Annotated in this window: 25 protein-coding genes; 9 read left to right on the top strand and 16 right to left on the bottom strand. The window is 71.1% G+C overall.

Annotation, left to right across the window (positions count from 1 at the left end; genetic code table 11):
* Positions 1 to 12: 12 nt before the first annotated feature.
* From QSK39_RS00620 to QSK39_RS00610, 3 genes are read right to left on the bottom strand one after another with little or no spacing between them, the layout of a single operon-like run.
* A complete protein-coding gene (locus tag QSK39_RS00620) occupies positions 13 to 207 on the bottom strand; it encodes a ferredoxin (protein ID WP_285475696.1) in 195 nt (64 codons plus the stop codon).
* Between the two features lie 10 nt (positions 208 to 217).
* Positions 218 to 1,432, bottom strand: a complete 1,215-nt coding sequence (locus QSK39_RS00615) for a cytochrome P450 (RefSeq protein ID WP_285475695.1) — start codon at positions 1,430 to 1,432, stop codon at positions 218 to 220.
* On the bottom strand, positions 1,429 to 1,938 hold the full coding sequence (locus QSK39_RS00610) for a PadR family transcriptional regulator (protein WP_285475694.1): 510 nt from the start codon (positions 1,936 to 1,938) through the stop codon (positions 1,429 to 1,431). Before QSK39_RS00610 ends, QSK39_RS00615 begins: the two co-directional genes overlap by 4 nt.
* Before the next feature lie 114 nt (positions 1,939 to 2,052).
* On the opposite strand from QSK39_RS00610, the gene QSK39_RS00605 reads away from it, so the two are divergent.
* Together QSK39_RS00605 and QSK39_RS00600 are read left to right on the top strand one after the other, a co-directional pair.
* Positions 2,053 to 3,243: a cytochrome P450 gene (locus tag QSK39_RS00605; protein WP_284749199.1), complete on the top strand. Its 1,191-nt coding sequence runs from the start codon at positions 2,053 to 2,055 to the stop codon at positions 3,241 to 3,243.
* A 14-nt stretch (positions 3,244 to 3,257) separates the two neighbouring features.
* A complete protein-coding gene (locus QSK39_RS00600) occupies positions 3,258 to 3,473 on the top strand; it encodes a ferredoxin (protein ID WP_285475693.1) in 216 nt (71 codons plus the stop codon).
* Here QSK39_RS00600 and mtnA read toward each other — a convergent pair.
* A complete protein-coding gene (gene mtnA, locus QSK39_RS00595; protein WP_285475692.1) occupies positions 3,470 to 4,435 on the bottom strand; it encodes an S-methyl-5-thioribose-1-phosphate isomerase in 966 nt (321 codons plus the stop codon). The genes QSK39_RS00600 and mtnA overlap by 4 nt on opposite strands.
* Positions 4,436 to 4,480: 45 nt before the next feature.
* On the opposite strand from mtnA, the gene QSK39_RS00590 reads away from it, so the two are divergent.
* Positions 4,481 to 4,876 carry a RidA family protein gene (locus tag QSK39_RS00590; protein WP_285475691.1) on the top strand — a complete coding sequence of 132 codons (396 nt, stop codon included), beginning with the start codon at positions 4,481 to 4,483 and terminating at the stop codon, positions 4,874 to 4,876.
* Between the two features lie 170 nt (positions 4,877 to 5,046).
* Here QSK39_RS00590 and QSK39_RS00585 read toward each other — a convergent pair whose 3' ends face one another.
* Positions 5,047 to 5,841, bottom strand: a complete 795-nt coding sequence (locus tag QSK39_RS00585) for a PIG-L family deacetylase (RefSeq protein WP_285475690.1) — start codon at positions 5,839 to 5,841, stop codon at positions 5,047 to 5,049.
* A gap of 74 nt (positions 5,842 to 5,915) precedes the next feature.
* Here QSK39_RS00585 and QSK39_RS00580 point away from each other — a divergent pair, with 74 nt between their 5' ends.
* Positions 5,916 to 6,398 carry a DinB family protein gene (locus QSK39_RS00580; protein ID WP_285475689.1) on the top strand — a complete coding sequence of 161 codons (483 nt, stop codon included), beginning with the start codon at positions 5,916 to 5,918 and terminating at the stop codon, positions 6,396 to 6,398.
* Here the strand turns inward: QSK39_RS00580 and QSK39_RS00575 are convergent.
* The 3 genes from QSK39_RS00575 to QSK39_RS00565 all read right to left on the bottom strand — a co-directional run bounded on the left by QSK39_RS00575 (position 6,395) and on the right by QSK39_RS00565 (position 9,715).
* Positions 6,395 to 7,192, bottom strand: coding sequence for an Fpg/Nei family DNA glycosylase (locus QSK39_RS00575; protein ID WP_285475688.1), 798 nt, complete (start codon positions 7,190 to 7,192; stop codon positions 6,395 to 6,397). The two genes, QSK39_RS00580 and QSK39_RS00575, sit on opposite strands and share 4 nt — an antisense overlap.
* 36 nt (positions 7,193 to 7,228) lie before the next feature.
* Positions 7,229 to 8,221, bottom strand: coding sequence for an XRE family transcriptional regulator (locus tag QSK39_RS00570; RefSeq protein ID WP_285475687.1), 993 nt, complete (start codon positions 8,219 to 8,221; stop codon positions 7,229 to 7,231).
* Positions 8,222 to 9,088: 867 nt separating this feature from the next.
* Positions 9,089 to 9,715, bottom strand: coding sequence for a VOC family protein (locus tag QSK39_RS00565; RefSeq protein ID WP_285475686.1), 627 nt, complete (start codon positions 9,713 to 9,715; stop codon positions 9,089 to 9,091).
* A 108-nt stretch (positions 9,716 to 9,823) separates the two neighbouring features.
* Here QSK39_RS00565 and QSK39_RS00560 point away from each other — a divergent pair, with 108 nt between their 5' ends.
* Positions 9,824 to 10,081, top strand: a complete 258-nt coding sequence (locus tag QSK39_RS00560; protein WP_285475685.1) for a hypothetical protein — start codon at positions 9,824 to 9,826, stop codon at positions 10,079 to 10,081.
* A 61-nt stretch (positions 10,082 to 10,142) separates the two neighbouring features.
* Here QSK39_RS00560 and QSK39_RS00555 read toward each other — a convergent pair whose 3' ends face one another.
* Genes QSK39_RS00555 through QSK39_RS52960 form a run of 4 tightly spaced genes read right to left on the bottom strand, consistent with a single transcriptional unit; the run spans position 10,143 to position 12,379 of the window.
* The gene (locus QSK39_RS00555; protein ID WP_285475684.1) at positions 10,143 to 10,604 is read right to left on the bottom strand and encodes a DUF8821 family protein; all 462 of its coding nucleotides are present in this window, start codon (positions 10,602 to 10,604) and stop codon (positions 10,143 to 10,145) included.
* Positions 10,605 to 10,660: 56 nt separating this feature from the next.
* A complete protein-coding gene (locus QSK39_RS00550; protein ID WP_285475683.1) occupies positions 10,661 to 11,260 on the bottom strand; it encodes an aldo/keto reductase in 600 nt (199 codons plus the stop codon).
* Positions 11,261 to 11,312: 52 nt separating this feature from the next.
* A complete protein-coding gene (locus QSK39_RS00545; RefSeq protein ID WP_285475682.1) occupies positions 11,313 to 12,017 on the bottom strand; it encodes a hypothetical protein in 705 nt (234 codons plus the stop codon).
* A gap of 17 nt (positions 12,018 to 12,034) precedes the next feature.
* A complete protein-coding gene (locus QSK39_RS52960) occupies positions 12,035 to 12,379 on the bottom strand; it encodes a GlpM family protein (RefSeq protein WP_353051028.1) in 345 nt (114 codons plus the stop codon).
* 513 nt (positions 12,380 to 12,892) lie between these two features.
* Here QSK39_RS52960 and QSK39_RS00540 point away from each other — a divergent pair.
* Positions 12,893 to 13,456 (top strand): hypothetical protein, encoded by a 564-nt coding sequence (locus QSK39_RS00540; RefSeq protein ID WP_285475681.1) that lies wholly within the window; start codon positions 12,893 to 12,895, stop codon positions 13,454 to 13,456.
* Between the two features lie 149 nt (positions 13,457 to 13,605).
* Here the strand turns inward: QSK39_RS00540 and QSK39_RS00535 are convergent, their stop codons facing one another.
* On the bottom strand, positions 13,606 to 15,024 hold the full coding sequence (locus QSK39_RS00535; RefSeq protein WP_285475680.1) for a hypothetical protein: 1,419 nt from the start codon (positions 15,022 to 15,024) through the stop codon (positions 13,606 to 13,608).
* Positions 15,025 to 15,164: 140 nt separating this feature from the next.
* On the opposite strand from QSK39_RS00535, the gene QSK39_RS00530 reads away from it, so the two are divergent.
* Positions 15,165 to 15,884 carry a Crp/Fnr family transcriptional regulator gene (locus QSK39_RS00530; RefSeq protein ID WP_285475679.1) on the top strand — a complete coding sequence of 240 codons (720 nt, stop codon included), beginning with the start codon at positions 15,165 to 15,167 and terminating at the stop codon, positions 15,882 to 15,884.
* An 81-nt stretch (positions 15,885 to 15,965) separates the two neighbouring features.
* On the top strand, positions 15,966 to 16,463 hold the full coding sequence (locus QSK39_RS00525) for a TIR domain-containing protein (protein WP_285475678.1): 498 nt from the start codon (positions 15,966 to 15,968) through the stop codon (positions 16,461 to 16,463).
* 15 nt (positions 16,464 to 16,478) lie between these two features.
* On the opposite strand, the gene QSK39_RS00520 is transcribed toward QSK39_RS00525, so the two are convergent.
* Positions 16,479 to 17,405, bottom strand: coding sequence for a hypothetical protein (locus tag QSK39_RS00520; RefSeq protein ID WP_285475677.1), 927 nt, complete (start codon positions 17,403 to 17,405; stop codon positions 16,479 to 16,481).
* Positions 17,406 to 17,778: 373 nt separating this feature from the next.
* Between QSK39_RS00520 and QSK39_RS00515 the strand changes: the two genes are divergently transcribed.
* Positions 17,779 to 21,102 (top strand): CHAT domain-containing protein, encoded by a 3,324-nt coding sequence (locus QSK39_RS00515; protein ID WP_285475676.1) that lies wholly within the window; start codon positions 17,779 to 17,781, stop codon positions 21,100 to 21,102.
* On the opposite strand, the gene QSK39_RS00510 is transcribed toward QSK39_RS00515, so the two are convergent.
* Together QSK39_RS00510 and QSK39_RS00505 are read right to left on the bottom strand one after the other, a co-directional pair.
* The gene (locus QSK39_RS00510) at positions 21,083 to 21,778 is read right to left on the bottom strand and encodes a dienelactone hydrolase family protein (protein ID WP_285475675.1); all 696 of its coding nucleotides are present in this window, start codon (positions 21,776 to 21,778) and stop codon (positions 21,083 to 21,085) included. The two genes, QSK39_RS00515 and QSK39_RS00510, sit on opposite strands and share 20 nt — an antisense overlap.
* A complete protein-coding gene (locus QSK39_RS00505) occupies positions 21,775 to 22,629 on the bottom strand; it encodes an arginase family protein (protein WP_285475674.1) in 855 nt (284 codons plus the stop codon). The genes QSK39_RS00510 and QSK39_RS00505 overlap by 4 nt, the downstream gene beginning before the upstream one ends.
* Positions 22,630 to 22,672 lie beyond the last annotated feature (43 nt).

The following is a 22,672-nucleotide window of genomic DNA, read 5'->3' as shown; positions in this document are numbered from 1 at the left end:
ACGTGCCGCCCGCTACCCCGAAAGCCGGATCGCGGCGGCCGGGCAGGTCAGCTCCGCCTGCCGGACCGCGTCCGCCTCGCCGTCCGCCGGTTCGTCGGCGAGCAGGACGACGGTGCCGGCTTCCTCGTCCTGGTCGAACGTCCCCGGCGCGAGCAGCACGCACTGTCCGGACGCGACACAGCTCTCGGTGTCCGCGGTGATCTTCATCGGCTCCCCCTCACCAGGTCACGGGAACGGCGTCGACCCCACCGGCGACGCGGTTGACGCGCACCGGGATCTCGTCGATCCCGGCCGCCAGCCGCAGGCCGGGGAACCGCGAGAACAGCTTCGGGAACACCGTCCGCAGCTCGGTGCGCGCGAGGTTGGCGCCGATGCAGACGTGCGCGCCGGTGCCGAAGGCCAAGTGGACGTTCGGCGTGCGGGCCGGGTCGAACTCGTCCGGGTCGGTGAACACCGATGCGTCGCGGTTGGCCGCGTCGCTGGAGATGAGCACGGCGTCGCCGCGCAGGATCCGCGTCCCGGCGACCTCGACGTCCTCGTGGGCGTAGCGCAGCAGGCCGGTGCCGCTGGTCGCCGTCAGCCGCAGGATCTCCTCGATCGTCTGGTTGACCTCGCCCTCGGGGTCGGCGGCGAAGCGGTCGCGGCGGGCGGTGTCGCTGAGCAGGAACAGCGTGCCCATCGCGATCCGGGTGGACGTCGTCTCGTGGCCGGCGAACAGCAGGCCGGCGCCCATCCGCGCGAGGTCGTCGTCGGTGAAGGTGGGGTCGTCGGCCTGGACCGCGACCATGTCGGAGATGACGTCGGGCTGCGGGTCCGCGCGCTTCGCGTCGGCCAGCTGCGTCATGTAGGCCTTGAACTCGGTCATGGCCGCCTGGGCGTCTTCGCCGCCGTTCATCATCGCGATGCGCTCGGACAGGCCGCGGAACTTCTCGCGGTCGGCGTAGGGCACGCCGAGCAGCTCGCAGATCACCAGGACGGGCAGGGGGAACGCGAGGAAGTCGGTCAGGTCGACCGGCTCGCCGGGGTGGGCGTCGTGCGCGGCCTGCAGGTCGTCGAGGCAGCGGTCGGTCAGCTCGGCGATCCGGTCGCCGAGGGCACGCATGCGGGGCGCGGAGAACGCGGGCGCGAGCATCCGGCGCATCCGCTTGTGCTCGGCTTCTTCGGTCTCGAAGTCGCCGCTCGGGCCGTCCTGGATCGCGGCGCCGGAGATCCGCGACGCCTGCTCCGGCGCGGGGTGCGAACGGCCGAACCGCTTGTCGCGAAAGATCTCCTTGGCCTCTTCGTACGACGTCACCAGCCACGCCGGGTCGCCGGCCGGGGTGAGCACCCGGCTGATCGGGGCCTGCCGGCGCAGCGCTTCGTAGTCCGGCGCGATGGCGAGCGCGTTCGCCCGGGCGAAGGGGAGGCGAGGCGTCTCTTCGGTGGTGGTCATGCGTCTCTCCTCAGTTCGGTTTCGAGGTCGGCGAGCCAGCGCAGCTCGGCGTCGAACTTCCCGAGCACGTGGAGCAGCGCCGCGCGGCTCCACGGGTCGGCCTGCCCGGCGGCGAGCCCGGTGACCCGGGCTTGTTCGGCGAGCAGCGCTTGCTTCCGGACGTCGAGCACGCGGGCGCGTTCGTCCGGGCTCAGCCGGCCGAAGTTCCCGACCCTGGCCAGGAACTCCGGTTCGTTGAGCGCGAGCTCGCCGGGGAAGTCCGCGAGCATGTCCCGCAGCAGCTCCCGCCCGACATCGGTGACGGTGTAGACGTGCCGCGGCGGCTTGGCCTCCTGCTCCTCGGCACTGCGGCTCACGGCGCCCGCGTCGACGAAGCGCCGCAGCGTCGGGTAGAGCGAGTTGTTCGACAAGGTGTGGCCCGTCGACGCCTCCACGGCCTTGCGCAGTTCATAGCCGTGCATCGGCTCGCGGTCCAGCTTCGACAGCAAGAGGATCTCGATCCACACCTAGGTCACCGTAACCTAGGGCTCCGTGACTAAGCAATGGCGGACCGTGACAGGTGGGGAGAAACTGTGTAGCGTTGTAAGCAGCTGCTTACAACCGGAGCGAGGGGTTCCCGCATGACAGTCACCCACACCGAGCCGCTCTCGTACCCCTTCAACGAGGAGGCGGGGCTCGACCTCAACGAGGCCTACGCCGCCGCGCGTGAAGCCGAGGGCATGGTCCGGGTCAAGATGACCTACGGGGAGCCGGCGTGGCTGGCCACCCGCTACGCCGACGCCCGGCTGGTGCTCGGGGACCGGCGGTTCTCGCGGGCGATGGAGAAGGAGAAGGACGCGCCGCGGCGCTCGCCCGTCCAGCGTGAGGGCGGCATCCTGCAGATGGACCCGCCCGACCACACGCGGCTGCGGACCCTGGTGGCGAAGGCGTTCACCATGCGGCGTGTCGAGCTGCTGCGCCCGCGTGTCGCCTCGCTGGCGGCCGGCCTGATCGCCGACATGAAGGCCGCCGGCCCGCCCGCCGACCTTGTCGACCTGTACGCGCTGCCGATCCCGGTCGCGGTGATCTGCGAGCTGCTCGGCGTCCCGGTCGCCGACCGGCCGAAGTTCCGGGTCTGGAGCGACGCCGCGCTGTCCACCAGCGGCCTGACGCCCGAGGAGTTCGAGCGCAACCGCGAAGAACTGCGTGACTACATGCGCGGGCTGATCGCGGAGCACCGCTCGCAGCCGCAGGACGACCTGATGACGGCGCTGATCGAGGCGCGCGACACCCGCGACCGGCTGACCGAGCTGGAGCTGGTCGACCTGTGCGTCGGCATCCTCGTCGCCGGGCACGAGACCACCGCGAGCCAGATCCCCAACTTCGTCTACGCGCTGCTCGACCAGCCCGGGCAGTGGGAGCGGCTGGTCGCCGACCCGGACCTGATCCCGGCCGCCGTCGAGGAGCTGCTGCGGTTCGTGCCGCTGGGCGCCGGCGCCGGGTTCGCGCGCTACGCCACCGAAGACGTCGAGGTCGGCGGCGTGCTCGTGCGGGCGGGGGAGCCGGTGCTGGTGGCGGTCGGCGCGGCCAACCGCGACCGGCTGCAGTTCGACGACGCCGACCAGCTGCGCTTCGACCGCGGGGACCAGCACCACCTGGGCTTCGGCCACGGCGTCCACCACTGCCTGGGCGCGCCGCTGGCCCGGCTCGAGCTGCAGGAGGCACTGCGCGCTTTGGTCACCGAGCTGCCGGGCCTGCACCTGGCCGGCGATATCGTGTGGAAGACGCAGATGCTCGTCCGCGGACCGCGGTCGATGCCCATCGGCTGGTGACTCGGAAGGTGACCATGAGCTGGCACGTGGAAGTCGACGAACACACCTGCATCGGTTCGGGGATGTGCGCCGCGCTGATGCCCGAGGTGTTCGTCCTCGACGGCGCGGTGGCGCAGACGGTCGTCTCGGACGTGGACGGTGACGAGACGGTGCTCGACGCGGCGGACTCGTGCCCGGCGATGGCGATCACGGTGACCGACGGCGGCCGAGAGATCGGCCCGCGTCCCTAGGGTGCGAAGCGGCCGTGCTCGGTGACCACGGCCGTGATGAGCTCGTGGGGGGTCACGTCGAACGCGGGGTTGAAGACCTGCGCGCCCGGCGGGGTGACCCGGATCCCGGCGTACTCGGTGAGCTCGCGGGCGTCGCGTTCTTCGATGGCGACGCCCGCACCGGTCGCGAGGGTCCTGTCCACAGTGGACGACGGCGCGACGACGACGAACGGCACGCCGTGGTGCCTCGCGGCGATCGCCAGGCCGTAGGTGCCGATCTTGTTGGCGACGTCGCCGTTCGCGGCGATCCGGTCGGCCCCGACGAGCACGCAGTCGACCATCCCGCGCGCCATCGCGGCGGCGGCCGCGCCGTCGGGCTGGACGCGGTAGGGGACGTTCGCCTGCGCGAGTTCCCACGCCGTCAGCCGGGCGCCTTGGAGCAGCGGGCGCGTCTCGTCGACGAGGACTTCTTCGACGAGCCCGCGTTCGTGCAGGTGCCAGACGACGCCGAGGGCACTGCCCCACCCGACGGTGGCGAGCCGCCCGGCGTTGCAGTGGCTGAGCAGCCGCAACGGCCGGCGCGCGCATTCGGCGAGCACGATCTCGGCGGCGTGCTTCGACGCGGTCTTGTTGAGCTGCTCGTCTTCGGCGAGGAGGGCGAGGGCTTCGTCGAGGACGGCGTCCGGGCCTTGGTGGAGTTTCGCCATCGCGCGCCGGACGCCCCAGGCGAGGTTGACGGCGGTGGGGCGCGCGGTGGCGATGAGGTCGGCATCGGCGTGGACGTTCTCGCTGGTCCGGGCGGCGAGGGCGACTCCGAGGGCGCCGGCGGCCCCGAGGGCGGGCGCCCCGCGGACGGCGAGGCGCTTGATGGCGTCGACGAGCTCATCGACGGTCCGCAGGTGCAGCAGCCGGTACTCGCCGGGCAGCGCGGTCTGGTCGATGATGACGACGGCGCCGTCGGCCCAGTCGATGGTCCTGCGCACGTGCCCCTCCCTTTTTCGGCTTGCGTGCCCGGCGATGATGCGGTGGTGACCATTGAACGCCAGAACCCGCCCGGGCTGCACACACCACCGGGCTACCACCACGTGACGGTGGCGGTGTCGAGCCGGACGGTGTACCTGGCCGGCCAGTGCCCGCTGGCGCCGGACGGTGCGGTGCCCGAGGGGCTGCTGCCGCAGGTCGACCAGGTGGTGGCGAACACGGCGGCGGCGTTGGCCTTCGCGGGAGCGTTACCGGCTGAGGTGGTCCGGACGGTGATTTACGTGGTGACGGAGGACCGTTCGGAGCTGTCGGAGGTGTGGGATCGGTTGACGGGTTCGGAGATCGGGGCGGCGTTCAGCTCGGCGAGCACGCTGCTGGGGGTGGCGCAGCTGGGGTACCCGGGCCAGCGGGTGGAACTGGACGTGACGGCGGCGCTGGACTGACGGGGGTTCGGCGGGGAGCCGGCGGATGCTTGACCGGGCACCGCGCTCGACGCCCGGTATGCACCGCACTCGGCTGCGAGGCGAAGCCCGTTGGCCGCACCCCGCCCAGCTAGCCTCTCCCTGGCTCCTGGCTCCTGGCTCCTGGCTCCTGGCTCCTGGCTCCCGGCCCCCTACAACCCGCCCATCAAGTCCGTCTCCGTGATCCCCGGCCCCTGCCCCGTCCGGATGAACCACTCCGTGCCGAAAGCGAACGCGAACGCGTCCTCCGGCATCGCCAGCATGAACATGTCCTCGCTGATCTGACTCGGGTGCGCCCGCATCGCCGCCCTCTTCACCCCCACGTACTTCGACACGTCGACCGCCGCCGTGATCTCGGCCTCCGGTTTGCCGAACTCGACGTTCTCCGGCGGCTTCGGGGCCGCCTCCGGGGGCATCAGCCCCTGCTCCACCGCCGCTTCGAAGCCGCGCTGCATGAACTCGCGGTTGAACGTCGCCTGGAACACTCGGGGCGTGCCCGCCAGCTCTGCCGCGCGGACTCCGACGCGGTGCACCTGGATGTGGTCCGGGTGGCCGTAGTCGCCGTTGTCGTCGTAGACCGTCAGCACGTCTGCCGACTCCTCGCGCAGGATCGCCGCCAGCTGCTCGGCCGCCTTTTCGACGTCCGCCTGCCAGAAACACCCCGGGTCGTCGTTCGTCGGCTCGCCCATCATCCCGGAGTCGCGGTAGCCGAGGAACTCGACGCGTTCGACCCCGAGGATCTCCGCGGCCGCGTGCGACTCCCGCACGCGCCGCTCCCACAGTTGTTCGCCCTCGGCGAGAAAGCCCTCCGGGACCTCGCCGACCTCGCCCCGGGTGGCGACGACGAGCACGACGCGGTGCCCGTCGGCGACGGCTTTGGCCATCACCCCGGCGGTGCGCAGGCATTCGTCGTCCGGGTGGGCGTGGAAGGTGACCAGTGTTGCCATGTCTCCGACGCTACCGGGTGCCACCGACAAAAACCGTCCGCCGGGGTGCGCACCGCCCGCTAGGGTCCGCGGTCGTGGCCGGCGACGAGAAGAACACGCTCCTTTGGTTCCTGCGAGCCCAGCGCCGCAGCGTCCTGGCGATCCTCGACGGCCTCGGCGAGGACGTCCTGACGACCCCGGTCCTGCCGACCGGCTGGACCCCGCTCGGCATGGTCGAGCACCTCGGGTACGCCGAGCGGCACTGGTTCCAGGAGATCGTCACCGGGACCGCGGACCCGGTCGCGTGGCCGGACGACCACGAGCCGTTGACGACGCCCCGGTCCGCGGCCGTCGTCTTCGCGTTCTACCGCGAGCAGTGCCGCCGGTCCGACGAGATCTTCGCCGCGACGCCGTTGTCCGCGGTGCCGAAGGGGCGTCACCCCGCGCCGCTCGGGGACGAGATCGCCGACCTGCGCGGGGTGGTCCTGCACATGATCGAGGAGACCGCCCGGCACGCGGGCCACCTGGACGTCGTCCGCGAGCTGATCGACGGCCGCACCGGGCTCGGGCCGCGCTAGGCCTGTTCCTTCGTGCACCACCAGGTCGACCGGCCGCCGACCGTGCCGTGCGCCATCTCCGCGCCGCAGCGGGGGCAGTGGTCGCCGGCGCGGCGGTGGCCGATGATCTCGCCCGTGTGGACGCCGCCGTGCTCGATCGCCGCGCGCAGCGCCTTTCGGAGTGCCTTGTGGAGGGTCGTGAGGTCGTCGTCGCCCAGCTCGTTCACCGGGCGGGCCGGGCTCACCGCCGCCTGCCAGAGGGTTTCGTCGGCCAGCAGGTTCCCGATCCCGGCCACCACGGACTGGTCCAGCAGCCGCGCCTTCACCGGCGCCCGTCCCCGGCCGACGCGCGTGCGGAACTCCGCGCGCGACACCTCGCCGGCGTCCGGGCCGAGCGCGTCGAGGTCGGGGTCGAGCCGCACCCGGGCGAGCCGGCGCGTGTCGAACAACCGCAGCTGTTCGCCGTCGGCGAAGGTGATCCCGAAGCGGAACCATTCGGGCTTCTCTTCGCGACCGCGGAAGCGTTTCGGCCCGGGCGGCCCGCTCCGGCCGCCGAACCGCAGCTGCCCGGCCATCCCGAGGTGCAGGCCGAGGTTCGGCCCCGGGTGCCCGTCGCCGTTTTCCGTTGCGCACCAAAGGGTTTTGCCCCGCCGGCGCGCTTCGGTGAGCCGCCCGCCCCGCAACGCGCGCGCGAGGTCCCCGGGCGCGTGCGGCCGGCAGACCCAGTCGTCGTGGTCGTCGACGTCCCGGATCTTCCGGTCGAGCGCGTCGGCGAGGACCTGGCGGGCGAGTTCCACTTCGGGCAGTTCCGGCACCCGGACAGTCTGGCGGCTCCGGCGCCCGCCCGCAGGTCACTCCGGCCGCATCCACTCGTAGAGCCGGTGCCCGGGGTCGGTGAGGTCCGGCGTGGCCACCATCCGGTCGATGATGAACGCCCGCGCGACGAACCCGAAGTGCAGGTTGGTCCCGACCTTCTGCCGCAGGTACGCCTGGTTCGCCGGTCCGAGCACCGGATCGGTCAGGCACCGGGCGGCGGCGAGGGTGCCGCGGGCGTACACGCCCGCGCAGATCGTGATGGTGCGCCGCCGGTCGGCCGGGTTGACGCCGCGGAAGAACAGGATCACGTCCTCGTGGAGGATGTGATCGCCGTAGTCGTCGCCCAGGACGGGGCTGAACCGCTGCGCGCCTTCCCCGTTGCCGACCTCCAGGCCGAGCCAGTCCACCTCCGGGATCCGCGGCGACATCTTCACGGGCAGGTGCAGCGCGGAGAACATGTCCCGGGTCAGCACGTTGAAGTCCGACCCGCCGATCACCACCAGGTGACTGGCGTAGTCGGCGGGCTGCAGTTCGCCGGTCGTCGCGAACTTCACGTCGTTGTCCGGGTTCAGGGCGCGGATGTGGCCGAACAGGTGGACCAGCGCGTCCGGATCGGCGTAGGTCAGCAGATCGACGTAGTCGGGATCCCGCGGGTCGCTCGAGGGAAGGTTGTTGACCATCGACTCCGGGAGCCGCCCGCAGGTGATGACCACCGGATCGTCCGCGGGGAACCGCCAGATGTCGGGCGGCTCCCCCTCTTCCGCGACGGGGACGAGGTCCGCGTCCGCCGGACGGCCGGCGACCGCCCGTTCCCAGGCGCTCGTCCACGCCGCCCAATCCCCGTCGGGGATCCCGAACGCGGCCAGCAGGGCCAGCAGCAGCTCCCGCCGTGGCGCGCGCCGGCCGCCGAGGACGCCGGCCACCGTGGAGCGAGGCAGCGTTTGCCCGCGTTTCTCGCCGAGCCGCTCGATATCGCGCAGTGACGGATTCCCGGCACGCAGCCGGCATTGCCGGAGTAAATCGGCCAACTGGGTGAGCGTCACAACCCTGGACGGGTCAAGATCACCGAATGGCCCGGGTCGGGAAAGAGGCATCTTGACATCGTGTCCCACGTCGGCCGGCTTTGTCTCACATTGTCTCACCTCCCGGTGCCCGCGTGGGCGGTCGAAAACAAACGGAATTCGGGGACCTCGGCTTTCCCCGGTGTCCCGGGGCGAGTTCGTCTTCGTGTGTCCGCGGGCGTGGTGCGGAAACCGCTCGCGACTGTTCAATCGTCCCAGGGACATCGGCTCAGCCGAGGGGATGGACATGATTCACGAAGATCAGCTCGTCTACGGACTCGTCGTCGCGGTGGACGTCGAAGGATTCTCGAGAATGGGGATCCTCGACCAGGTCGCGGTTCTGTTCCGGTTGAAGGAGGTACTGGACCGCGCCGCCGAACGGGCCGGGCTCGACCGCGCCGAATGGCTCCGGCAACCGCGGGGGGACGGTGAACTGGCGGTGCTGCCCGCCGATTCCGACGTTTCCCGCGTCGTCGCGGACTTCGTCCACGAGGTGGCCGAAGAACTCGGGCGGGGCAGCCGTCCGCGGTTGCGGCTGCGGATTTCCCTGCACCACGGAGCCTTGACCGCGGGGGTCTTCGGACCCATCGGGGACGCCCTGATCGTCGCGTGCCGGCTGCTCGACGCGGAACCCGTGCGCGAAACGCTGGCCCGGCACACCGGCGAAGACGTCGTGACGGTCGTTTCGGACCGGTTGTACGAAGACGTCGTCGCGACGGGGTTCCGCGGTCTCCGGCCCGATCGGTTCCGGCCGGTGGCCGACCGGGTCAAGGGCCGGACGTTCCGCGGGTACGTCTGCGTGGGCAGCCCGAAGCCCGCGGCGCGGACGGCCGGTCAGGCGTCGAGCGACTGGGTCGTGGCGACCTCCCAGGCGAACCCGTCCGGGTCGGTGAACGGCGCGGCGGAGTTGACGGCGATCCGGTGCGCACCGGTGCCTTCGGGCGCGACGCCGGCCTGCTTGGCGAGGGCCTTGCGCCGGTAGAGCGCGAGCTTGACCGGGCCGGTGCCGCCCTCGAACTCGACGTACATGCGGCCGAAGCTCTTCCCGACCGTGAGCCCGTGATCGACGTAGAACTTCTTGCTGGCGAGGATGTCCTGGACACCCAGGAGCAGCACGATCGAGCCGATCTCCCGGGTGGCCGGGCCGGTGTTCTTCTTGCTGGAGGTGGCGAGCGTCCAGATGGCGCCGTCGGGTGCCTGGACGGCGCCGCCGTAGCCCCACAGGGACTTCGCGGCGGGCTTGAGCGTGGTGGCCCCGGCTTCGAGGGCGGTGGCCATCAGCGAGTCGACGTCGGCGGGCTGGGCGACGATGAGGGAGAGGGTGTAGCCGCGGAACCCGGTGGAGGGCTGCTGCTTCTCGCGGAAGCGGAGCTGGGTGGTGAGCCCGAAGGCGTCGGCGTAGAAGCGCTCGGCGGCGGTCGTGTCGGCCACTTCGAGGGTGAGGGAGTCGATGTTCGTCATGCCGGTAACGCTAGGTCCGGGGCGGTGACCGGCGCTTCTCGATTCCTGATCGGTTGGCGCGGGGAAAATCGGGCCCGGGGATCGGCACCGGGCCGATACGGTCGCGCGATGGACCTCCGCGAGTTCCGCCGCGAGTGCCACCGAGCGGCGCGCCGTACCGGCGGCCGGGTCGTGGAGTTCCGGATCGCCGACGGCGTCACGCCGAACTTCCACCAGGGCGTCGTCGACTACGGCGACCGGCGCCTCTCGATCGTGTGCACCAGGGACCGGACCACACCGGTGGTCGCGGTGCTGGCGGAGCACCCGGCGTTCCGGGTGCTCACCCCGGCCGACCTCGGCGAGGTGCCCTTCAACTACTGGGACTGATCCGCCCTACGCGCGGTTGCGCCGGCTGCCGGTATCCAGGCGGCCGGCGCCCCAGCGGCGGTCAGTGCTCGTTCTTGATGACGAAGTAGGAGCCGCGGATCGTGCCGGCCAGCTTCGACTTCTGGCGGGCGAACTTGAACGAGCCGAGCTCCCCGGGGATTTCCATGCCGTCGGAGAGCTTGAACCCGACCGCCCGCTTCCCGCCGTCTTCGAGGGTGTACATCACGTTGACCGACAGGCCGCTTTCGTAGAACACGTAGGCCATCCGGATGTTCTCGACCTGGAACTCGGTCGCTTCGAGCGCGGGCGAGGAAATGACGATGCCGCGTTCGTCCTCGAGGATCCGGTGCACCCACTCGACGGTCGCCGCGGCGTCACCCGCGGGCTCGACCGTGAAGACGTGGTCGTACTTGTTCTTGAAGTACCGGGCCTCGTTGGCCCGCAGGCCGGCCAGGGCGGCCGCGACCGGCGACGACTCCAGGCCGGCGGTCGACACGGTCCCGAAATCCACGGCGTGGGGCATGGCGGGTTCCTCCAAGGTCAGCGGACGCGCTGGTGACGAAGGTAAACGACGCGGGCCTACAGTTCCATCAAGGCGAGGCTGGCCGCCGTGTTGCGGTCGCCGATGACCTTCTCCGGGGGGATCGCCTCGTCGAGCTCGCGCAGCTGGCGGGCCGACAGCACGATGTCGACCGCCGCGGCGTTCTGCTCGACGTGGCGGAAGCTGGTCGTGCTGGGGATCGGGACGATCGCGTCGTCCTGGGCGAGCAGCCAGGCCAGTGCGAGCTGCGCCGTGGTGCAGCCGACCTCGTCCGCGACGGCGTGCACCCGCTCGACGAGCGCGAGGTTCCGGCGGAGGTTGCCGTCCTGGAAGCGTGGCTGCAGCCGGCGCAGGTCGTGCGGTTCCAGGCCGTCCAACGTGGTCAGTTCGCCGGTGAGCAGCCCCCGGCCGACCGGCGCGTACGCGACGACGCTGACCCCGAGCTCCTGCGCCGTGGGCAGGATCTTGTCCTCGAGGTGGCGGCTGAGCAACGAGTACTCGCTCTGCAACGCGGTGATCGGATGGATCTCGTGGGCCCGGCGCAACGTCTCGGCGTTGACCTCGGAGAGGCCGAGGTGGCGCACCTTTCCGGCCCGGACCAGGTCCTTCATCGTCAGGATCACCTCCTCGATCGGCACGTGCGGCGGGTTTGGCCCGGTACATCGGCTGCGTTCCTGCGAACGAGTTTACTTAATGGCGCTGAAGGTAGCTTTCAAGTGGTTCAGATGCTCGCCAAAGTGCAGCATAGTATTCGGTGAAATAGTGACTGGTGGCCGGGTCATCAATGCTTGCCCCGGGTGTTCTTTCTGGAATGTCGCCAGTAAAGGTCATGTACACCTTATTGCCATCGATGATTGCAATGTTAATTATTGGAATTTCACTGCCGCACTCTATTACGCGTATGTGCAGATTCGATCTCTTCTGAGTGGTTTCGTGCAGCTGTACCGCCCATGCGCGCATCTCGGCGTTGCGTATACAGATGACTCGTCGAATGGTTCGAGAGTTTGAAATCGCGAGCCAGTCTAAAAGGTATGTGAAGTATTCGGTGGGTGCCGGTCCCTTGAAGTCGTCGGGTGGGTTGTCTCGAATATGCGTGAGGTCGATGTAGCTTGCCGCATGCCGCACTGATCGCACAAGATCCCTGTAGAAATCTTCGGCACCTCCGTAGCGTGTAACCGGGGCTTCCACGGATGTCCGAATGGATTGGATTGATTCCTCCATATCCTCTATTGGTGAAACCATCTTAATTATCATCAGCAGTGCGGCGAAGATGGATGGAATTTGCCAAGATGGAGGAAGTGCAATAAGCGCGGCCACAATCGACCATGCGAGCATGATCACGAGGCCGCCGACAAATACCTTGCGCTGGAGGTCTGGAAATATTCTTCGGCGCACTCGCACAGTATAAACCCCTAATTGAGACTCAGCCAGCTTGAGAGTAGTGCAATCAAGAGGGCGACGATAAGCCAAGCCAGAATGCCCATGAGGAAGCTGACGGGTAATGGAACACCGTTGCGTGACGCAAAATATACGGCGACCAAGAATGCGAGAACGGTCGGCATGTTTCGAATCGCACTCACGGCTCCGGTGGCAACGGCATCTCTCCCGGATTCGACGCCCAGGAAAGAAAGTCCAACTAGTGTTACTATCGGAAAAAGTAAAATCAATCCAGCAATTTGTGGGCTCAATCGACTTCCCACGAGGGGAACCAAGCTGATAAGCGCTCCGCCGCCAATAAAATACAGAATCCATCTCATATTCCGCACCACAACCCCTCTATCTGGCCGCACCTGTATAACCTAGAGTGCAGCGGCTCCAGTCGGTACCACTGACCGTGTTGCATCGGCCGGAACGACATCCTCCTACGTCTGGCAACCGGGTGGACTGTGTCAGCTCTCAACAAAGCGTCGGCCCGATGGGTTGATGCCCGGATTCCTTCACCGAAAGGTGTGACGCGTAGTGATCCAGTTGTACATCGTCGTTTCTTTTCTGTCTTTCGCCGCTACTGGCTGATTTGGGTGCGGCGTTAGCAGTGTCCGCATCGGTGGGACCAGGCCCCGGTCGCGGCGGAGAGAGATAGTGGTGAACAGGTGCTCCGCTTTGAGGTGGTTTCCGCGGAGACCGCGGCAAAGTCGGAGCTGCCTCGGTTTCAATGCTGGCTGAACTCTCCGGCCAGCGTGTTCGAGCTGTCGAGATAAGTCCTGGAATGTCGCCTGCACCAGTGGGGCCTCCCGACGATCGGCAGACGATGGGATCTTCACGGTTCATCGTTGCCTTGCCTCGAGTTGGACAACCAGTCGACGCCCGGCGCCGGCCCGATCATCGCGATCGTCGGCATGGGCGGCATCGGGAAGACCTGGCTCGCCCTGCAGTGGGCCCACGAGAACGCCGGCCGGTTCCCGGACGGGCAGCTGTACGTGAACCTGCGCGGGTTCGACCCCTCAGGCGCGCCGATGGAGCCGGTGGAGGCGATCCGGGGGTTCCTCGACGCGTTGCGGCTGCCGCCGGGATCGATCCCCCTCGACGCCGAGGGGCAGGCGGCGCTGTACCGGGACACGGTGGCCGACCGGCGGATGCTGGTCGTGCTGGACAACGCCAGGAACAGCGTCCAGGTGGCGGCACTGCTGCCCGACAGCCCGGGCTGCACGGTGGTGGTCACCAGCCGGAACCAGCTGACCGGGCTGCTCACCAAGCACGACGCCGGATCCTTGACGTTGGACGTGCTGGACGCCCCGGAAGCCCGGGAACTGCTCGCGAAGCGCCTCGGCCCCGACCGGGCCGAAACCGAGCGGGCCGCCAGGCGCGCCGGGCCTGGCTGCGCGCGCTGGCCCTGAGCCGCGCTCAGCACCGGAGCGCCGACGCGAACCGCATCGCCCGCCAGCTGGCCGATCTCGACGACCCGCTCGACAGCCGCCGGCCGGCCACGGACCACGGCGACTGCGGTGCCCGTTCGACGGCCTGAGCGACGACGTCCGGGTGCCCCTCACGGGCACGTCTCGCCGTGCTTCACCACCGTGAAGTCGATCTTCGAGGTCAGCGTGATGGCGGCGCCGGGCGCGACGTTCTGGGCACAGACCTGCCAGTCGTGGTCCAGGACCTGGTGCCGGCCCGCGCCCGTGCCGTCGTGCGACGTGGTGCGGAACACGGGATTGCCGGTGATGTGCTGGATCCGGTCCTGGGCGTCCTGCAGGTCGCTGCCGACGAGATCCGGCATCGTCCAGCCGGCGGCCACGGTCGTGGCGGGAGTGCTGGACGCCGAGGTCTCCGAAGGCGCCGTGGTCGCCGGGGCGCTGGTGGCCGGGAGCGTGGCGGGCGGAGCCGTCGAAGGGGCGGGCGAGGAGACAGCGGTGGCACGGGATGGCGACGCCGGCGCGATGACCAGCAGGGCGACGGCCGCCGCGACGGTCAACGCGCCGACCGTCGCGGCTCGCCGGGAGATCGCCGACGGCGACGCGGGCGGGCGAGCCGGTGCCGTCCCGGCGCGGTGGCCGGGTGCGGGCGCCGCCCGCGTCAAGTCGCGCAGGATGTCCTCGGGGGACGGGACCAGCCCGAGGGCGTCGCCGACGACCTGCCGGATCCACCCCGGGAAGCCGGCGAGGTCGTCCGGGGTCGCCGGTTCGCCCCAAGCGCCGAGGAAAGGGCGCCCGTTCCACACCGCGTGGACCACCTCGGCCCAGCCGGCGACGTCGTCGCGGACGCTCGGCACCGTGCTCGTGGCGGCCGACGCGAGGCGGCTGCGGTCGAACGCGCACAGCAGCACGCCGTGGGCACCGACCAGCACGTTGTCCGGGTGCACCGCACCGTGGACGGTGTCGTGCGCGCGCAGGTCCCGCAGTGCCGAAAGGACCGACACCGCGACCTCGTAGGTGAACGCGTCGTCGCCGCCCGCGCCGAGGTGTTCGGTCAGCGGCCGGCCGTCGCCGTGGTCGACGAGCAGGTACGGGCGGGTCCGGGCGACCCCCGACAGCAGCGGCGTCGCGAGGTGGCGCGAACGAACGGCGAGCAGCATCCGGTCGGCGGTCGGGGCCCAGGTGTCCCCGTCGTTCGCCGCGACCGTCAGGTACGCGGCCCGGTGCCCGCGCCGGACCTCGTACTCGTCGAACCGCGCGCCGCCCGGCCGGTGGGTCACGACGGTCCACCCGTGGAACCGGTCGCCGGGCAGGTACGGCGTCCGGGTCGGCACGCGGAGCGCGCCGGCCCGGATCCACAGCGTCGCCGCCACGACGGCGGGTGCGGTGAACAACGCGGCACCGAGCACCGCCGTGAGCAGCGGGCCGGTGCCGCGGGCCGCGGCGACGGCCAGCCCGAGCAGGGCGCCCAGCGCCGCGCCCGCGACCACCACCGCGGTCGCGACGAGCGGGCCGGACCGCTCCGGTGGACCGGCCGGGAGGAAGGTGTCCATGACGTCGATTGTCCTCACTTCCCGGGAAGCCGGGTGGGGAGATCCGGGCCCGGTTCCCGGCGCCCGCGGAAAACTTCTCACCGGCTCCGCCGAATCGTGCGACGGTGTCCGATCCGGGCGCCCGGGGTTATCTTGGGAAAATGACCGACTCGGCGGGTTCCGGATATCGAGCCGGGTGGCCGCCGTCCAGTTTTCTCGCATTGCTGCCCGCCGAATCCCTGGCGGCGTTGCTGGCCGCCGGGCAATCGGTCGGCTTTGCCGCGGACGAGGTCCTGGTCGACGAGGGTGCCGCCGGTGACGACGTCTTTCTCCTGCTGAGTTCGTACGTGAAGGTGACGGGCCGGATGGGCAAGCACGATGCCCTGCTCGCGGTTCGCGGCGCGGGCGACCTGATCGGCGAGTTCTCCGCCATCGACGGGACTCCGCGGTCGGCCACGGTGCGGGCGTGCGGCCGCCGGCCGGTGGTCGCCGCCCGGCTGTCCGCCGAGACGTTCTGGGCCATCGTCGCCCGCGACCGGACCACGGCGATGCTGGTGGCTTCGATCGTCGCCCACAAGGCGCGGGCGTCGAACCGCCGCCGGGTCGACTACACCGGCGTCGCGCCGCCCGTCCGGGTGGCCCGGCTGGTGCGGGAACTGGTCGAGCTGTACGGCACCGATGTCGGGGGCGGCGTGGTCATCGGGCTCGACCTGACCCAGCTGGAGCTGGGGTCCTTCGTGGGCGTGACCCGGGCGACCGCGGAGCGGGCGCTGCGGCAACTGCGTGAGGCCGGCCTGCTCGAGACCGGCGGCCGCCGCCTGGTCGTCCGTGACCGGGCGGGACTGGACGAGGTGGCGGCCGGGCTCCGGTCCCTCGGATGAGGGAAAGGGCGGTCGCCGGCCGGCGACCGCCCCACACTTGCGGTCGACGGGGTCTCGCGGCGGAGGACGGGCAGGTGCGCGATGAGGGCGGTACGCGAAGAGGACGGGGCCGAACCGGAGTCGGCCGAAGTGCTGCCGTTCGAGCGGCCGGCCGCCGCCGTGCGGTTCGACTACGACATCGCCGTCTCGTTTTCGGGCAGGCAACGGTCCTATGTGCACGAGACGGTGCTCGCGGCGCGGCAGCTGGGCCTCCGCGTGTTCTACGACGAGGACATCAGCGGCGACTGGTGGGGCCGCAACGTCCTCGTCGAAATGCGCCGGGTCTACCGGACTGGGACCCGGTTCGTGGTCCCCTTCATCTCGGAGGAGTACCTCGCGTCGTCGTTCGGCATGGACGAACTCTGCTTCGCGATGACCACCGCCTTGCGCCGCGCGGAGCCCTACATCCTGCCGGTGGTGTTCGGCGACATCGAACTGCCCCCCGACGTGCTGCACGCCTACACGGTCTACCTCGACGCGTACAAGCACACCCCGCAGCAGCTCGCCGCGCACATGCGGCGGCAGGTCGGCGGGGAGTGAGCGGGGCACGCCCGCTCACTCGCCGGCGACGTGCAGCCAGGCCGTGGCGGAGAAACCCTTGCCGGGGTCCTCGATCGCGATCTCGGTGAAGGCGGTGCCGGGCGGGTCGTGGTCCGGGTCGCCGAAGATGTCCTGGTACAGCGGATCGGACACCACCAGCACGAACGGAGCCTTCGGGTTGTCCTCGAGCGCGGTGCGGGCCTGCACGCAGTCACAGAGCCGGGTCGCCGCGGTCGGTGCCTTCTTGTCCCAGCCCAGGGGAGTCCGCTCGGAGAGCCCCCGAGCGATGCCGACCCGGTGCCGCAGCGCCGTTTCCGGCCTCAGGTCGCGGTTGTGCTCGCGCAGCGCCGACAGCAGTTCGAGGTAGAACGCGCGCAGCACGGTGCGTTCGTCGATGGCCGGGTGGAACACGAGGAACAGGCCGTCGCCCTGCACCTGCCGGTCGTCGAGCTCGATCCCGGTCGCTCCGGTCGCGCGGTCGAACACTTCCGCCGTGCCCCGCTGCGCCCTTCCGCTGCCCGCGGGGCCGCGCCGGCTGAAGCCCGCGAGATCGGTCGCCACGAACAACCGGACCGCGGAACCGGTGTGGTGTCCGGGAACACCGGTGGCGAACGACGTCTTCTGCGCCGCCACCGCCGGAACCCGGCGCCACCGGGCCCCGAAGCTGCGGCGCAGGTCCACCTCGCAGGTCATGCTGCCGGTCAGCTCGGTCCGGCCGGCGGGAACCTCGACGACCAGCCGGGTCCGGACGGTCCGCCCGGCCTCGGGCCGGTCGAGGTGCTGGCGGAACCGGCTGCCGCCGATGTCGTGCTCCGAATCGGGCAGGTCCGGCGCGGCCACGACCCGGCAGTCGTCGGGGAAGGTCATGATCACATCGGCCGTGCGGTAGGTCGTTCCGTGCGGCAAGGCGTCGAGTTCGATGCCGTAACGCAGTTCCACCACCGCGGTTCCGGGTGCCGGCCCGGCCGGGTCGCGCCAGGCGGTCACGTGCGCGCGCGGCGGGTGGAAAATAATCGCGGAAAGAACGGCATGGGTTTCCCCGGGACCGCGGAGAGCGGGGTCCGTCGAAACCAGTTCGACCCGTTCCGCCGGTTCGAGCGGCCATTCATCCGGTTCCCCCTCAGCAATCACGACAAGTCCTCTTCTCGGTCGGCCGCGGACACCGCGCGTGCAGTGTCGCATGCGCCGGGGCGGACGAGTACGGTGGATTTCACGGCGCACGGACCGCCGAAAGGATCGGCGTGATCGAAATGGGAAGCGTCCGATTGTTGTCACGTTTTTGTCATTTCCGGCCGTTCACGAACGAGAGGCGCACATGACCGCGGACGAAGCCGAGCGCCGGATCGCCGAGTTGTCCCGCCGGCTCGGTGACCTCGACGACGGCAGCGACGAGCAGTGCGCGACGCGGGCCGAGCTGGCCACGGCGCTGGCGGTCCGCTACGTCCAGCACGGCGGTTCGGATGCCGACCGGGTCCGGGCCACCGAGCTGGCCGATCTGGTGCAGGCCGACCCGGCGAGCACCGCCGGGCAGCGTGACCGGATGTCCCAGCTGGCGCTGATGGTGACCATGGTGGGCCGGACGCCGGCCGAAGCCCTGCGCGAACATCCCGTCCCGGACCTCGGCGCCGTCCTGCGAGCCACGGAGTGGATCGGGCGGACCGGCGAGGCGGGGTTGCAGGCCGGGGTCGCCGAGCTGCGAGGCCGGCTGTCGGCCGCCACCGGCCTGGACGCGCTGCCGCCCGGGATCCGCGCGCTGTTCGACCTCATGTCCCCGCTGGCCGACCTGCTGGAGTCGGGCGCCGCGCACCCGTCCGAGTCGACCGTGGCCAAGCTCGACGAGGTGCTGAGCAGCGCGCCGGAGACCGGCAACCCGGGAATCGAGCTGCTGCGCTTGATGATGCCCATGATCACGCCGGCGGCGAAACCGGCCGTGCAGGCGGACCTCCTGCGAGAGCAGCTGGCCGGGCTGCCGGAAGACCACATGCTCACGCCGATGCTCCGGGCCGATCTCGCCACCCTCCTGGTCGGCGGGGCCGGGGAGGGTGGTCCGGACGACCTGCGTGAAGCGGAGGAGCTGCTGAAGCGGGCGTCGTCCGTGCCCGAGGCCCATCCGCTGTCCGACGTCATCCGGCGCCGGCTCGCCGGTGCCCTGCTGGCTTCCGCCGCGGCCGAAGCCACCCCGGACCGGATCGCCCAGGCGCAGGAGGTCGTCGACCAGGTGCTGGCCCGGACCGGTGAAGCGGGGCCCGCCCGGCGGGGCGCGGATCTCCTGCTGCGGTCCATGCTGGCGATCCTGCACGGCACCCAGGGAGATCCCGGGCGGACCGCGGCGGGGGTCACCGATCTGCTGGAGGTCGTCCGGACCCTGCCCGCCGACGACGACCTGCACGCCGTCGCGGTCGGCCTGGTCGGCGGCGTCCTGGCCGACCGGCACCTCGTCAAAGGCCTGCTCGAGGACGCCGACTCCGCCGCGCTGCTGCTGGACAAGGCCGCGGCGGCGGCCGGGGACGACCCCGTCGGCGGTTCGGCGGTGATCGCCACGCTCGCCGCGTCGATCGACGTCAGCCGGGCCTTGCGCACCGCGGACGACACCGGCCTCGCCGTCGCGGCCGAGCGGCTGGACGAGGCGGTGGCCCGGCTCCCGGCGGCGCACGTGGTGCGGCCGAGCGCCGAGCTCATGGCGGGGCTCGCCGGGCTGCGGCTGGCCCTGACCGGCGCGAAGAACGTCCGGGAGTCCGTCGGCGACCTGCACGCGCGGCTCACCGGTGGGCCCGTACCGGGGCACTCCGCGGACATGCTCGCGGCCATGGCCGACACCACCAGTTCCTTCGCCGGTGCCCTCGACGGAGAGCCCGCGGAGGTCCTCGCCGGAATCGAGCGGCTCGAAGCCCGGCTGGAGCGGGTCACGCTCCCGCAGCACCGGACGACCGTGCGGGCGCTGCTGGGCCTCGCGTACCTGACGGCGCACGAACGAGGCATCGGCCCGGCCGATGCGGCGAGCCGTGCGGTGGCGCACCTCGAGCAGGCCCGGCAGTCGGCCGACGGCGTCGAGGTGCCCGAAGTGCTCCGTGCCCTCGCGCGCGCCTGCCGGGCCGCGGGGCAGCGCGAACTCGCCTGCCGCCACGGCTTCGCCGCACTCGAGGAACAGGCCGGTCTCGTCCTGCTGCAGACAGGGATCGGCCACGCTGTGCTCACCGCGCGGGGTGCGGCGGCGGACGCGGCCGCCCTCGCCGGGTGGTGCCTGGCCGACGATGACGCCGATGCGGCTCTGCGCGCGATCGAACTCGGTCGCGGGCTGGCCCTGCACGCGGCGACCTCGACGTTGGAGGTACCGAAGACGCTGCGCGACCTCGGCCACCCGGCCCTGGCCGACGCGTGGGCGGACCACACCCGGCAGGGCGCCGTTCCGGAGCGGGTTACCAGAGGCGAGCTGCGCCATCGTGTGCTGGAGGTGCTGCGCGACAGCCCGGCCGGGAAAGCGCTGTTCGTCGCGCCCTCGATGACCGAAGTCGCCGGCGCGCTGGCCGGTAACGACATCGACGCCCTGGTGTACGTCGTGCCCGGCACCGAGGGGACGCCCGGGCGGCTGATCGGCGTCCACCGGGACGGCCGGCCGATCACCCGCGCGCTGCCGGACCTGGTCGTGCGATCGGACGGGCCGCTCGCCGAGTTCCTCGCCGCCGACCAGAACGACTTCGCCGAATGGAAGACGGCGCTGGCAGCGCTGTGCGACTGGGCCGGTACGACGGTGCTGAGCGCTGTGCTGGAAGCGGTCGGCCGCGGCCGCCGGGTCGTGCTGGTTCCCTTGGGAGAGCTGGGAGTCGTGTCGTGGCCGGCCGCCCGGCTCGGCGAGTCCCGGTTCGGCTGCACCGAGCTGGTCCTGTCCACCGCGGCGTCGGCGCGCCAGTTCCTGGACAGCGTGCGCCGGCCCGCGCAGCCGATCGGCCGCGCACCGGTCCTGGTGACCGACCCGCGGGGAAACCTCGGGTTCGCCGCGGAAGAAGCACTGGTGCTGCACGACGTCTTCTACCCGGGAGCGGTGCTGCTGGGTGACTTGCACGGATTCGAGTCCGACGAGGACGGCGCACCGCTGCCGGCGGCTTTGCCCGCGACACCGGCCGCGTTCCTCGCCCACGTCCCCGGAGCCGACACGGCAGGCGCGTCACTGCTGCACTTGAGCTGTCACGCCGAAGTCGGCACCGCGGCCGAGGCGTCCAGGCTGGTGCTCACCGAGGACCTGCCCATCGACACCGTGCTCCGCCACGCCGCCCGCCGCGAGCCGGGCAACCCCGGCGGGACCGTCATCCTGACCTCCTGCAGCAGCGACCTGACCGTGGTCGACTACGACGAAGCGCTCACCCTCGCCACGGCCTTCCTGGCCGCCGGCGCGGTCACCGTGATCGGCTCCCGGTGGAAGACCGGCGATCGCGGTACCGCGGCCCTGATGTTCGCGGCCCACCACTTCCTCGTCCGGGAAGGCCTCCCGCCCGCCGAAGCGCTCCGCGAAGCCCAGCTGTGGATGCTCGACCCCGCCCGCGAACCGCTGGCCGGCCTGCCCGAAGCCATGATCGGCGACCTGGCTCTGCCGGAAACGACCGACGTGTCGATCTGGGGAGCCTTCACACACCACGGCCGCTGATGCCGGCCGGGAGGGTCCGCCGCAGGAACTCGGTCGTCAGTGCCCAGGCGCGGGCCGCCGCCTCGGGGTGGTGGAACATCGGGGCCACGTTGTTGTGGAACGCGTGCCCCGCCTCCTCCTGCACGTGGATCTCCGCGCCCGGGTGCGCCGCGACCGCCTCCTCGACCACGCGGACGTCCGTGCGCGGGATGAACGGGTCCTGGCCGCCGAAGTGGAACTGGATCGGGCACGTGATCCCGGCCAGGTCCGCGATCTGCGCGGCCACCGTCGAGCCGTAAAACGACACCGCCACGTCCGGGTCGCCCGCCGCCGCGGCCGCGAAGGCCAGCGACCCGCCCAGGCAGAACCCCAGCACGCCGACCCCGCCGGAAACCGCGGGCAGGCCACGCAGGTGGGCCACCGTCGCCAGGACGTCCGCCAGCCCGAGCGCCGGGTCGAAAGTGGACGCCACCTTCATCGACGCCGCCACGCCCGCTTCGTCGTGGGTGGACGACCAGCCGGGGGCCGTCCGCCGGAACAGTTCGGGAACCGCCACGACGTACCCGGAAGCGGCCAGGTCCGCCGCCACCGAACGCAAGTAATCGTCCAGGCCGAAGATCTCCTGGATCAGCACCAAACCCGGGCCGCGGCCCCCTTCGGGAAGCCACACGGGGAGATCCGTCAGCACGTCGGTCATCGCAGGGACCTTTCCAGGATGTCGGCGACCAGCTCGGCCTGCCGGCCGTCCGGGTCGAGGTCGGGGTCGAACACCGTCAGCTCGAAGCCCGCCGCGCCCGGCCGGGCCAGCAGCTCCCGCAGCACCGAGACCAGCGTGTCCGGATCGAGGCCGCCGGGGTCGGGACTGTCCACAGCGGACACGTACGCCGGGTCGAGGACGTCGATGTCGACGTGGACCCAGAAGCCGTCCAGCTCCGGGAACGACGGCACCGGCGCGGAGTCCATCAGCGCTTCCGAGGTGACGAAACGGATTCCCGCGGCACGCAGCTGGGCCGACTCGGCCGTGCGCACCCCGAGGACCATGACGTCGCTGTCGCGGACGTACGGCCGCAGCCCGTCGATGTCGGCGAGGTCGCCCGCCCCGCGGCCGGTCATGATCGCCAGGTCCTCGCCCGCCGCCGCGCCGACGTGGTCCGCGATGCCCAGGTGGCGGAAGTCGTCGTGGCCGTCCAGGTAGGCGATGCCGTACCGGCCGGAGCGGCGCAGCGCCAGCATCGCGCCCAGCGAGATCGAGCAGTCGCCGCCCAGCACCACCGGGAACCCGCCCGCCGACCGGACCGCGGCGACCCGTTCGGCCAGCGCGCGCGTGTACGACGCGATGGCCGCCGAGTTGCGGACGCCGTCGCCCGGCGACCACGTGCCGACGTAGCGCCCCGGCGTCACGACGCCGCCGTCGGCCGCACCCAGGCGATCGAGGATGCCGAGGTCGCGCAGCACACCGGGGGTCTTGTAGCAGCCGGGCACCGCGCCCTCGGCCGGTGGCCGCAGGCCCAGGTTGGACGGCGCGTCGATCAGGACGAAGTTCCCCACCGGGTCACCGTACTGGCTCCGCGGCCGGTGGCGTCCTAAGTTG

Source organism: Amycolatopsis sp. NBRC 101858 (genome assembly GCF_030269325.1).
GTDB classification, from domain to species: domain Bacteria; phylum Actinomycetota; class Actinomycetes; order Mycobacteriales; family Pseudonocardiaceae; genus Amycolatopsis; species Amycolatopsis ponsaeliensis.
This window is presented reverse-complemented; position numbering and strand designations above follow the sequence as displayed.